Annotated in this window: 7 protein-coding genes and 1 rRNA gene; 1 reads left to right on the forward strand and 7 read right to left on the reverse strand. The window is 41.8% G+C overall.

Translation table 11 applies throughout. The features are described 5' to 3' along the window. The first annotated feature begins 27 nt into the window (after nt 1-27). Nucleotides 28-143, forward strand: a 5S ribosomal RNA gene (gene rrf / locus KO537_RS18445). Nucleotides 144-711: 568 nt separating this feature from the next. On the opposite strand, the gene KO537_RS18450 is transcribed toward rrf, so the two are convergent. From KO537_RS18450 to KO537_RS18480, 7 genes are all read right to left on the reverse strand, one after another. After that, nucleotides 712-2,829, reverse strand: a complete 2,118-nt coding sequence (locus KO537_RS18450; RefSeq protein ID WP_251071152.1) for a peptidase domain-containing ABC transporter — start codon at nt 2,827-2,829, stop codon at nt 712-714. Then, nucleotides 2,829-3,593, reverse strand: coding sequence for an HlyD family efflux transporter periplasmic adaptor subunit (locus KO537_RS18455; protein ID WP_219235253.1), 765 nt, complete (start codon nt 3,591-3,593; stop codon nt 2,829-2,831). The genes KO537_RS18450 and KO537_RS18455 overlap by 1 nt, the downstream gene beginning before the upstream one ends. After that, nucleotides 3,590-6,742: a lantibiotic dehydratase gene (locus tag KO537_RS18460; RefSeq protein WP_219235255.1), complete on the reverse strand. Its 3,153-nt coding sequence runs from the start codon at nt 6,740-6,742 to the stop codon at nt 3,590-3,592. The genes KO537_RS18455 and KO537_RS18460 overlap by 4 nt, the downstream gene beginning before the upstream one ends. A 39-nt stretch (nt 6,743-6,781) precedes the next feature. Next, a complete protein-coding gene (locus tag KO537_RS18465) occupies nt 6,782-8,026 on the reverse strand; it encodes a lanthionine synthetase LanC family protein (protein ID WP_219235256.1) in 1,245 nt (414 codons plus the stop codon). A gap of 135 nt (nt 8,027-8,161) precedes the next feature. Next, a complete protein-coding gene (locus KO537_RS18470) occupies nt 8,162-8,353 on the reverse strand; it encodes a hypothetical protein (protein WP_219235258.1) in 192 nt (63 codons plus the stop codon). A 773-nt stretch (nt 8,354-9,126) separates the two neighbouring features. Continuing rightward, complete coding sequence (locus KO537_RS18475; protein ID WP_219235260.1) at nt 9,127-9,876, reverse strand: DUF2057 domain-containing protein; 750 nt, start codon at nt 9,874-9,876, stop codon at nt 9,127-9,129. 207 nt (nt 9,877-10,083) lie between these two features. Further along, nucleotides 10,084-12,129, reverse strand: a complete 2,046-nt coding sequence (locus KO537_RS18480; RefSeq protein ID WP_219235262.1) for a bifunctional 2',3'-cyclic-nucleotide 2'-phosphodiesterase/3'-nucleotidase — start codon at nt 12,127-12,129, stop codon at nt 10,084-10,086. Between the last annotated feature and the right edge of the window lie 390 nt (nt 12,130-12,519).

Genomic DNA, 12,519 nt, shown 5'->3' on the forward strand with positions numbered 1-12,519 from the left:
GATGGACACGGTAATAAACAGAATTTGCTTGGTGACAATAGCCTTGTGGAACCACCTGATCCCATCCCGAACTCAGAAGTGAAACGCAAACGCGCCGATGGTAGTGTGGGGCCTCCCCATGTGAGAGTAGGTCATCGCCAAGCATCCAAATAAACACCAAAGCCCTAGCCTAAACCGCTAGGTTTTTTGTGTTTATTTGCTTCGCGAAAACTTATCTCGATGTCGGTCAATAAATGTTCCTCCAATATTGACACTTCCACCATCCATGGCGGTCGCCCGCCGCTAAGCGGACTCCCCGGCTACGAAGACAAGCTTCTTCGCGTTCAATCATGGCTAAATACTCCGTATTGATAGCGCTATGATTTCACCCCCATGTGAGAGTAGGTCATCGCCAAGCGCCTAATTATCTCATTGAGATGTAACCAAGCCAGCTGAATAAGCTGGCTTTTTTGCGTCTGCAATTTGTCTTAATCCCCTATACATTGCTCTCATTCATGTGATTAACGTAGAAGAGTGAATCTCTATCTGATAATAACAAGCTTTTAGGTGCTTGCTTATCTTAGGTCTATTCTTGTCAGTTATGTCATAAGTAACTCAACTATCGAATTGACCAAGTTATTTTCTGAATCACGGGTGTTACTATAAAAGTAGCCTTCTGACACGCTTAAGTCGATAGAGTGCATAAACAATTCTGCAATATTTTGATTTTATTTAACTTACTTTGTTAATTGCTGGTCGCTGTAGAAGTTGTGTTAAATCGATGACTCTATCTGCAGCTTTAATGGTTTCGGGCCGATGGGCGATTACCACTCGGGTGATATTCAATTTTTTCATCGCTTGATTAACAACAGACTCAGTGACAATGTCTAAGTGACTTGTTGCTTCATCCATAAATAAAATCTTCGGTTCCCGATACAGCGCTCTCGCCAAAATTAACCGTTGTTTTTGCCCACTGGATAGTGCTGAGCCCATATCGCCTATTAAACTTTTATAGCCCATTGGCATCTGACAAATATCTTGGTGTATTGCTGCCATTTGTGCACAACGAGTGAGCTTTTCGACGTCAATTTTTTCCGAAAAAAAAGTAATATTATCTTCTATTGTCCCACCAAGTAATCGGTCTTCTTGCATTACAGCTGCGACTTGCTGGCGATATTGAGCTAATCCTAATTTCACCAACGGTATGTCATCGATTAAAATCTCACCTTCGGTTGGTGTTAATAGCCCTAATAACAGTTTCATTAAGGTACTCTTACCACAACCGGATGGACCTATAATTGCAACCGACTCACCGGCGTTTATTTGTAATGCTAAATTGTATAGCACTGGCTCAGCGACGGAGCTATAACTAAAACTAACCTGTTGTAGACAGATATTTCCGGCCACTTTATGCTGCATTGGTTGTGGTGGATAAGTTTGCTCTTTGGCTGTTAGGGCAATATCTGCAATCCGTTCAAAATGTAAACTCAGCATGCGATATTCAATTAACTTTTCGATCAACTTGCTCATACGCTCCATAAATTGGGCTTTGTAGGCAATAAATGCAAATAACATTCCTGTGGTAAAACTGCCCACCATTACTAATTCTGCAGCAAGATAGATCACTACAATATTTTCTGTACCAAATAACAATTTGTTCATTATTTGATACGAAATTTCATATTTCCCGAGCGTAATGGTCCTGTTCGTTGCTTTAACATAGTGATTTTGCCAAATCGCTTCTCGCTGACTTTCAAAACCAAATAGCTTAACCGTTTGAATTGCTCGGATCGTTTCCATAAAGTTAGATTGTTCACCTGCTAAAGCTAGAATTTGCTGCTCTGAGGCTAAGCGTAAGGACCGATATAACGCTAATCTCAAGGCGCAATATGCTAGCACTGCCACTAGCACGACGAGAGACAATAACGGGCTGTAAAAGAAGATCATGCATAGAACTCCTAGCGCCATAAAACCATCAATGATGGCTTCAATAATGCCCGTAGTCAGCAGTTCCCGTAATTGCCTTAAAGAACCAAATCGTGATACCAGATCCCCCATATGACGTTTTTCAAAATAGGCCAATGGTAGCCGCACTAAGTGATGGAAGAGGTTACTGGCTAGCTGCACACTAAGTTGGCTGCTGAAATTCAGTAGCACTAAGCTGCGTAAAGCATTGGTGGCAACATCAAATAATAGTAACAAGGCAAAGCCTAACGCCAACACAAATAGCAACTGACCATCATTACTGATAATAACGGCGTCTACCACGAGTTGAATGTAATAAGGTGAGGCTAAAATAAACAGCTGTAAAAAAACGGACAAACTGAGTAACAACCCTAACGATTGCTTTAAACCAGTGATCTTAGAAAAAAAGGATGAGAATGTTAGTGATTGTTTAGCTTGTTCTGCAGTAAATGTAGCTGTCGGTGTCAATTCTAAAGCGATACCAGTAAATGATTTTGACACTTCTGTTAGGGATATTCGCCGCACTCCTAAAGCTGGGTCATGAATAATACAGTGTTGAGCGTTCACTGACTTTAGTACCACAAAGTGATTGAGATCCCAGTGCAAGATACATGGCGTAGCTAAGTCGGATAATTCTTCTAATTCAATTTTCAGTGGGCGACTACTGAGTTGCAACTGCTCTGCAATATGCATCAGATCCAGTAAGGTACAGCCTTCTAGCGATAGCGAAAAACGTTGTCTTAAGCTATTTAAATCAGTTTGATAGCCATGCATGCTGGCCACCATAGCTACACAGGCTAAGCCGCATTCCGCAGCCTCAGTTTGAACGATCATGGGTAAGCGGCGGCCAGACCAAGTTCTAAACTTCTCTTGCAGTGTTGCCATTAGTTTTGACCCTTATCATCAACATTTGGTGTAAACAACCACTCCAATAGTCTGCGTGGCGCGAAGCTAATATCAACCTCTAATCCCATACCTGCTCTCAGTGACAATTTTTTTGCGTCTTCCGTTAATGCTAAAATGGCTCTATAACTCGGCTCTGATAAGGGTTGCGATTCATTTATGGTTATAGGCTGACTTCCTATCTCAACTAGAGTGGCTGTTTGCACACCAAAATGTTGATAGGGAAGTGCCTCTATGCGCATTTGTAGCTCCTGCCCCAATGTGAGTTGTCCTATAACTCTTGAGGGTATATATACAATTGCGAACAAGGTTTCTGGTTGCGGTAATAACGATATTGAGGGTTTTGATGGGCCGATATCCTCTCCAGACGGCAATAAAACTTCGGTAACCGTTCCTGTAAAAGGAGCTTTTAGTAAAAATGATTTTCCCATCGTATTTGGGAGGTTCAGCTGTTGTACTAAAGGTTGATTCTGCTGCACTTGCTCGCCAACTTGTACTAAAAGATGCCCTGCGTTGACTGATTTAGGCGTGGGCAAACGAATCGCCATAATGGCTGGCTCGATAGAACCTTGCACATGTTCTTTGCGTTGATACTCGCTAAAATACAAAAATAGTAATGCACATAAAAAAAGCGTGCTAATCAATACTGTGAAACCAATAAAACTAACTGGCTGGGTTAAACTTACTTCCCCTTGTAATCTTTGCTGTTGCTGCAAGACAACTTCTTTTCGAAATAAATCGCTCATTGCGATAAACCTCGTACTGGTTGTGCGCGTTTGCTTAGATAGATACGGCGTAACATGTCATAAACGACAAACTCTTGCTCTCGACCATAAGCCTTGAATAAACGGTTAGTAAACATATGTAATAATGAGCCTAGTAAACTATCGCGACTACCTTGTGCTTGTTGGGACTCAAATAATGCCAACATTGCCTGACAACATGGTGTAATCGAAGATGAAAACTGCTGTAAACTCTGCTGAATTTGTTGTTTGAATGGCTCAATAGCTTGGTTATGCCAATCTAATAATTGGCGATCTTGTTGTAATTGTGACTGATAGTATCGATATTTATCGCCCATTTGCTGGCGTAACTCTAAGCCTTCTTTAAATTCTTGTGCAAATCCTGTCCGCAAATTATCGATCAGTGTAAATTTCTCGGCGGGTAAATAATCGAATTGAGTTAAAATTAAATCTATCGCTAAAATGGCTAAGCGCCACCTCAAGCTGTCATCTTGTTGACTGAATAATATTGCCTGCAACACAAACTGGCTGTCCAAACAGAAAAAGTGCTCAGCCAAAGGCATCATATGCTCACCCCCGTAACGTTCTGTCTCCTGCCTGTAAGTGAACAACTCAATGCAATGTAAGCCTGCACTGGCTAGAGATGGCGCTAATAAGCGATTTAGTGCGGGTAGTAACTCCCCATATAATCGTTCCGGCTCCCCAAAACATCGTAGCCGTAGATGCCAATCAGGATCGCCATAGCGTACAAAGAACCAATGTTTGAGCACACCATCTTGCTGCATCTGCGTTAGCCATGGTGCCAATTGCTTTAGTAACAGTTGCTCCACACTACTTTGCCCTGCATACAATTTGACACTGAGCCATTCTGAGCCAGGCGCGAAATGCCTACACTTGTCATTGGTTGAGCTCGTCAATGGTGCTATGCGTGGTGCTAAGTATGGGGTTGCGGCACTATTTGACAGCGGTACAATTATTTCATGTTGATAAGGGCCATCTGGCCCTTGCAGTAAAGGTTGGTATTTCATCGCGAGCACTTCATTCAACCTAATGTGGCTTTTATGATTTACCTCTGCCAACAACATTTGGAACATCATATTATTTTGCAGATCGATCAGTAACACATGGTCGGCTATGGCATAGCTCATATAACGCTCTAAACCATATTCTTTCTGCAGTTGTTGCCAATCGGATTCAACAAACTGGCCTTCTTGCCATAAGCGTTTCAATAGTGCTACTGAAATATTGCAGTGGGCCTCTTGCAGGACCAGATTATCTAACATGATCCTTGGAACTCGTTTTGCTTTATGCAGGCTATCAGGTAAGGAGAAGTGAGGCATTTGTAAGTTTTGATGTTGAAGTGAGCATAAAAACCGATAAATCCCTAAACTACGATCACTGAAATTATGGGCAGAGGATAAACGGGGAATTATTCTTTTTTGTAGTCGCTGTGACCATAAACATAACACGTTATTTTCTTGATAGACCAATAGATCGCTGATTGGGATTTGCCACTCGTTTGCTAAGTGACTGTCAGCAAGAAAAACAATCTCATAGGCTCTTAATGTTGGTCTAGCGATGACATTGCCTGGACGCCCCTCGGGCATATGTAGTACTTCTGCAAAAAGGACTTCTGGAGAATGCGCTTCTTCTTGAGATAAATGTTGTTTGACCTGTTGCAGCATATCTGTTGATAAATGACAGAAACGTCCGAGTAAATTCGCTGCTGAAGGACCATAGCAACCATGATAATAGTAAATAACTCGGCCATCCTCTTGTTGATACGCTGACAAATTAATCGCGAAGGAAGCGGGTAACTTAGCCATTAATGTCGCACTTTCATGTTTAGACAATAACGAATCACTTGTTAATTTCAGCACAGTTTCGCTTGGGGTTACATCACTTAGAGCAGCGATAATCGTCTGTTGCAATGGTTCGATAACATTTTGTGTGGGGGAGGGACGATTGGTGATATTTAACCCTGCTAACAAGGAAGTGTGGTAGCCAATATCGCTGGAGAATGAAATACCAACTTCGTCATCTAATAAGGTCAACAGTGGCACATACTGGCTACCAAATCTTGCTTCAAATTTTTGGCTAAAGTCATTAAGTGGTGTTTTATAAGGTTTTCGTATCGCTAATAATGCTAATAATGCAGGCATCAGGGCAGAGACTTCTGCTTGTGCTAATTGGCACTGTGAAAATGAGCGCAAAATATCAGTCTGTAATAGGCGATTCTCGCTTACAGGATACGGCAGTGTTTGCAAGCTATGATAAATTTCTTGATATTGCTTAAGCGGGTTAACAGGTTGTTTATCCATGCTGTTTAACTGAGTGAGAGCTCGTTGCAATATATCAGCACTGTCTGTAGCGCCCATACTTTGTAACGCCGTAATAAAAGTTTGATCTGGGGAGCCAGAAGTTAATGTTAGTGGTAATTTGACTTGCAGCACACCGGCAGTAAGTAACTGCTTAATATAATCCTGTATGCTTGCAGTATTCGCCGTAGGATAGAGTTGTTGAAATCCATCTTGTAACGAAGCAAAGCTCCCTTCCTTCTTCGCCAGTTGCAGCATAGCAAGCAAATATTCATCTAATACCAAGGTACTTAAACGATATTTTTGCTCAGTATCTGAAAAATACGGTTCAATATAATGCAGACCATCGCTCTGTTGTTGCAACGTCGGATTTGCTTGATAGCACAATAACGGCCACTTCTCGGCCTTATTTGGTTCACTTAACTGGGCTCGAATTGCAGTTAAATAGGCTATGTCAAAGCGGGTATGGCGCTTATCTCGCAGCATGCTATCACACTGTAAGCGCGTTTCATTTGCTACTTGCCCCAAGGCTACGCCTGCAAATAACCCAAATGGCGTCGCTCTAGAGCTAAACCGAATAAAATATTTCAATAAGGAGTTAGTTATTTTAATTGCCGCTTTACTGTGTGGTTGCAGTTGCCAATTAGGCAATCGTTCCATCAATGAAGGACTTGCAAGATATAAGGCTTCTTGTACTGCTGGGTTTGCTAACCAACTGGCGAGAAAATCGACTAAGGCCGTAGGTTCTGTTGGTATTTTTCGTAGTTGAGACAAACTTGATCTAGGTGCCCGGATAACAAAAAAATCCGTGGCTTGCAAAACCTCTACACTCATAAACAATTCCTTGTTATAAAAATAGCCAATACATCGAAATCAATTATTGGTTAATAAAAGCGCATCTAGCCAATTAGTTTCTACGTTGAAGGCCATCAATAGCACTAAACCTATACCGGCATAGCCTCCAAGTAAGCCATGGTCTGGTAGGCGGCAGTTTGAATTATCTTGTTCGCGCACGGCATTAAAACCGTCGAGTCCTGATGTTTGATATAGTGCTAATGTATGTTCAAACCAATATTGTGCAGCCTGTGAAAGAGTGGATTCGGTGTAATAGCGTGTTATGACTTGAAAGATTAAAGCCAAACCTGCACTACCATGACAGATACCTGCATCCTGTACTTGGCTGCTTTTTAGTCTACGCTGAGCGGCTTTTAAGGCAATGTTCTTACCAGCGGCGGTAAAGTCATCACGGTTTATTGCATTGCCCACTCGCAGCAATGTTAAGGCGATGGTGGCATCGCCATAACACCAACCGAGTCGTGACTGGCACGGTTGTTCCGTTATGTACGCAAAGCAACTACCAAATTTCTCTGATGTTTGTTGCTGCTGAATTAACCACTGACAACTGGCTTGCAACAACGTCTGAATTTGGCTGTGTAGTTGCTGATGCGCTAATAATGGTAATAGAGAGGCAATGATTGAAGGGACTCCGTGAGCTAATCCTAAATTATATTCAGGGTTATCTGTTGCCTGATTAAATCTAAAGAAAGAGTTTGTTGCCACTTTCCAAGCACCAGTACCATCGGCAAATTGATGCCATTGCTGTTCCAGTAGTGTCAATAACGCTTGGGCCAAAGGCAAGCCTAATTCCGCGGTTTGACGCCGCGCTATATAGACTGCAAAACCACTTAGTCCGCGAATAAATTCCAATTCTCCAGTCCAGTCGTTCTGTTGTAAATGTTGTAGTAAGAGCACATCAGTATTGTGATTAAACTCCGCTTGGTAATTCCCTTCATGCAAAAAAAATTCATATAGCCAAGCGACACCAGTCAGTCCATAGCCAAACGCTAACTGTGAATGTAGGAATGGTATTTGCTCTTCTATTAATGTCATTCGTGCTGAAAATTCATGTTGGCATGCTAGTTCTGGAAACTGTTTATGTAATTGCCAGAAAAATAATTGTTGCCCAGCTAAGCCAGTTAACAAACCAACCCCTTGCTGCTCTAATGATTGTTTGGCATCTTTCACTAATAGCGCAGCTATGTCGTTCAATGCCTGTCTAGCAAGGCTAGACTGATGGGGTTGATTAAATTGCACTGAACCACCTTCCTTTATTTCCATGAAGTACAGCTTCTACATATTGGCTCATTTAGAAAGTCAAAAGGGCATAGTGGATATGCCCTTTACACATCTACTGATAAAATATGCTGTGTTATATTGTGACGTCACAACCTATTTGGTTACTTGAACCCCGTATTAAGGGATTTGACAGCAGCGCTGAGTGCTACCTGTACGATCAGAAGGGCAGGTGTATGCATTGGCAGTCAACTCTCCACAAGCACGAGTTATCACACCACCAGCAACTTGTGGTGTTAATTCGCTAGGTAAGACTTTTTTATCATGGGACAGATTCACTAACTCAGCTTTTTTTAATTTAAGTTCCATCATGTTATTCCTTTTACTTGATTAGTAATTTTTCGCCCTATCATTTAGGCAACTTATTTCTAACATTTGATGGGGGGAGTTTAAATCAGTATAAAGAATGAGCAGGTTTAAGGTTGAATAAGTCTAAAGGTTGAATGTTTTTTATGGAATAGTATTAGAGCGTTGATCTTTTCATGCTTAGTAAGGCTTTGAAGCTGATAATGACTATTGCTAAATAATGCCTTTATGACATTTTTTGTTACATTTGTTTCTGGATCTAGCCAAAATATATAGCGTAAATCATAACGCATACGGTTAAATGTGTAGGCTAAATAGTATTTATCCTTGCTCAAGGTTTTGATTTTTAAAAATATTTAATTATGAGATAACGCTTTGCGGATAGTTAATTATGTTGGCTGGAGGAACTGAGACTATTCGATTTTACTCAGTTCGAATTCTTTGTAGTTAATTAAGTGATAAGTCTTTTATCTACAAATGCTTAACTGTATTTTATAAAGCGAGTTGATAAATAATAGTCTACGAAGACTGTAAAATGATATGTCTTTTATATTTATAATTTGTTCTACCAAATATATAAATAACACCTTTACAGGCACTCGCACCATTTGTTGCTTAGCAGCTTTGCTGTGTTAAATGACATTAAGTTGTGAAGTGAAAATGGACTTACTGAGTTTTAATATTTCTGAAATATTAGTTTTACTAAGCTTTAATAGAGTCGCCAGTCCATGTGAGACACTTAGCTGGCGGTCTGAAGTAGATAGCCGAAGCGGTATGGGTCACTCTTTGTTTATTTTAGCTTTGAAGCTGGCTTTGGTATTGTCGTTAGCTTGTTTGTACCAGTAATCCAGCATTTGACTGATTTCAGCTTGGCTAGGTGTCGTCGCTGGAGTGATTTGCTGAGCCTTATCATTGTTCGCTGCGACTGCTGACGACATAACTGCTGGCGCGATCAAGCTCGTGGATGTGGCTGCTGATGTTTGGTGTATTTGCGGCAGGCTTGCCAATACTGGTGCAATGGCGTCGCTTGCTTGCGTTGTTGCGGTATTCATAGTGAGATTTAATGAAGCCGGATGATTGCTAAGGTTGTACTGCAGTATCTCGTGTTCGAAATCCCGTCCCAGTTGAATGCCATTCTTAATCAATTTATCGCTGGTAAAAACCACTGCTTCATCTTGAGCATTTAATAGTGTCAGCTTAGGTGACTCATCAAATTTCTTTGCATCTCTGGCTGAGTTGATAGCGGGAAGTGTCAGCGTGAGTGTTTGTGCTGATGCATCAAAACGGACGATGAGCACGTCGGAGAGATAATGTACTGAGTCAGCTTGTTGTCGATATTGCGCGGCATAACGGAAGGCAATCTGATTGGTCCCATCAGCTAAAACGAGATCGCCACTCTTTACTGCTGGCTTGCCATTTACCGTTAGCACTTCAGCATTTTTAGGTAGGTTTAGATGAACATCGGCCGTTGCTGGCTGCACAGTCCCCAGCACTAATGCCGTGGCACATAAGATTGATTGATATTTCATAAGCTTTCTCTGTTGTTGCGAGGACGCCGCTAAATAATAAGGCAGATATTTGGCGACACAAAGCAGGTTTAACCTTTAGTGTGGAGCATGATGAACTAAATGGCGACACACTGTTTATAGCGCGCAGATTAGCGTTAATTTAATCGGTAGGGAATAAAAAAGGCTCACGAGGAGCCTTTTTGAGCATGATATTTCGGGATTGAACGCTTATTTGGTTAGGTTGATGCTATAAACGGCGAAACCCAGTTCATCCTTACCGATCTTCTTCATTTCACGTTGTTTATTGGCTTCGATAAAGGCAGCGGCTTTGTCACTGTCTTGGGTTTCGAAGCGAATGTCTAATGTGACGTTGGTAGTGATGGTTTTGAAATCCCAGTTGTAATCGGCACTTGGATTGACCATAGCTTCGTACTTACCTGTGGTTTCGTTGTACTGAGATTGCGCTGTGATATAAGCAGCTAGCGCTTCACGGTTAGTATCGGGCAGTTCAAGCACCACATGGTCGCTACCCGTACCAGCAAACTTACCCCCAAAGGCGCGGTAGTTATTTGAGGTGACGATAAATTCTTTCGCGGCAAATTCTTCACCTGTGATGACTTTGCCGTTTTCGTCTTTATAGCTTAAATCAACGATACGGTTTGCGTTGGCATTAACGACGGCGCAATCGCGGTCAAACTTGCTCGGTTGGGTCACATCAATTTTATAGGTTAAGCCATCCAGTACGTCGAAGTTATAGGTTGGATGACCATCCCAATTGATTAAACCTTGTGGGGTGGTTTTTGCAGGGTCGATTTGATTGAACTGGTTTGCTGAGCACTCGAGCCAATCTTTCAATTCGGCGCCCGTCGCTTTGACTGCCACCATAGTATTGGGATACAGGTACAGATCAGCGGCGTTTTTAAAGGTCAGTGGGCCTTTATCAACTTGCACAAATTGATCGGCATCACTGGTTGTACCGTGGCGACCGCCCGCTTTAAAGGGTGCGGAGGCTGATAGCACTGGCAGACCTTTTAATGCTGCAGGTAATTTCGCTTTCACGTTAGCGATTTGTGCATCGGAAACGATTTGTACCGTAGGGTCGTCCTGCACTAAGGTAAGGAAGCTGTACATGTCCGCGGCGGCAACGCCGATAGGTTCATCCACAAAGGCGAGGGTGCCTTGGTGTTCTGCTGCGACTGCATCTTTAATTGCAGGATCTTGGCTAACTAACTCTTCCTTAGTCGCACCATTATAGATAGGGCGAGCTTGCGTTTTGGCACTAAGGACATGCCATTTACCATCTCTACGTTCAAGTTTAAAGTCAACAACCCCTAAGTTATCACCCCAACGACCTGGCATCACTGCGGGGACGCCGTTCAGTAGGCCCTTAGTGACGTCGGTATTGGGTAAGTCGGCATACTTAGCATCAGGGAAGATAGAGTGGCTGTGGCCGAATAGAATCGCATCGATACCGTCAACATAAGTCAAAGCGTAAGTGGCATTTTCAGCCATAGGATCGCCAGGATTTTCCGTTGAACCAATGCCAGAGTGAGGAATGGCGATAATGATATCGGCCCCTTTGGCTTTCATTTCTGGGACATATTTTTTCGCGGTTTCAATAATATCTTCGACCGTCACTTTACCCGTCAGATTTTGTTTATCCCACAATAGAATTTGCGGTGGCACAAAACCAATATAACCAATGTTAATGGTTTGATTATTACCTTCACTGTCGATGATGTTTTTTTGTTTGATGATATAAGGGGTGAATAAATGCTCACCTTTTTTAACCTCATTCCAGCAACCATTATCGTCGGCGCAATAAACGTTTGAGTTGATATAAGGGAAATCTGCACCACTAATAGATTTATTTAAGAAATCTAAACCATAGTTAAATTCATGGTTACCGATATTACCGACTTCATAATCTAATAGGTTCATGGCTTTATAGGCTGGATGAATATCACCCATTTGCAGGCCAACTTTAGCCATGTAATCGCCCATTGGGCTGCCTTGTAGTAGATCGCCGTTGTCGACGAGTACGCTGTTTTTGGCTTCGTTGCGTGCAGCGTGGATTAAGCTTGCAGTACGGGCTAGACCGATAGTTGGGTCATTTTTGCCACTGTAGTAGTTGAAATCCATGATATTTGTGTGCAGATCTGTGGTTTCGAGTACCCGTAAATCGGCTTGAACGACTTTGTCGTCATCAGAATTACAGGCGCTTACACCAAGGGCGGCAGTGATCATCACTGCGAGTATTTTCTTATTTAACATAGTTATCTCTATTTATATTTATTTGACCCCAATGCATGTTCCGTAAAAGGACATGCCCATCATCCCGTTAATTCAGCGTAATTTAACTGTTAGGTTAATTTGCCGCTAAGTTAACGAGCGGGAATTATAAAGACATTTGATGATCTGAATGTGACATTAATCGGATAAAAGCTGTTTCAAATTGTGACTCAAGGTTTGCTTGCCTAAATAGTGAGCCATTTAGCCTGTTTATTTGTTACACCTATGTTTAAATAATTACAGTAAACAGTTTATTAAGAAGAATTAATATTTGTTATTGGAATGGCATTTTATTTGCTCAGCCCCTTGTCAATGTCGGGGATATTTGACTTAAAACTTCAGTAGAATTGTTTTAAATAATTCTTTTACATC

The sequence above is a fragment of the Shewanella sp. NKUCC01_JLK genome (genome assembly GCF_019345615.1).
GTDB lineage: Bacteria > Pseudomonadota > Gammaproteobacteria > Enterobacterales > Shewanellaceae > Shewanella > Shewanella oncorhynchi.

Excerpts from the sequence above, each read along its gene's own strand:
- KO537_RS18465 (WP_219235256.1), bottom strand. The coding sequence starts at position 8,026 with ATGGAAATAAAGGAAGGTGGTTCAGTGCAATTTAATCAACCCCATCAG.
- KO537_RS18450 (WP_251071152.1), bottom strand. The coding sequence starts at position 2,829 with ATGGCAACACTGCAAGAGAAGTTTAGAACTTGGTCTGGCCGCCGCTTA.
- KO537_RS18455 (WP_219235253.1), bottom strand. The coding sequence starts at position 3,593 with ATGAGCGATTTATTTCGAAAAGAAGTTGTCTTGCAGCAACAGCAAAGA.
- KO537_RS18460 (WP_219235255.1), bottom strand. The coding sequence starts at position 6,742 with ATGAGTGTAGAGGTTTTGCAAGCCACGGATTTTTTTGTTATCCGGGCA.
- KO537_RS18480 (WP_219235262.1), bottom strand. The coding sequence starts at position 12,129 with ATGTTAAATAAGAAAATACTCGCAGTGATGATCACTGCCGCCCTTGGT.
- KO537_RS18470 (WP_219235258.1), bottom strand. The coding sequence starts at position 8,353 with ATGATGGAACTTAAATTAAAAAAAGCTGAGTTAGTGAATCTGTCCCAT.
- KO537_RS18475 (WP_219235260.1), bottom strand. The coding sequence starts at position 9,876 with ATGAAATATCAATCAATCTTATGTGCCACGGCATTAGTGCTGGGGACT.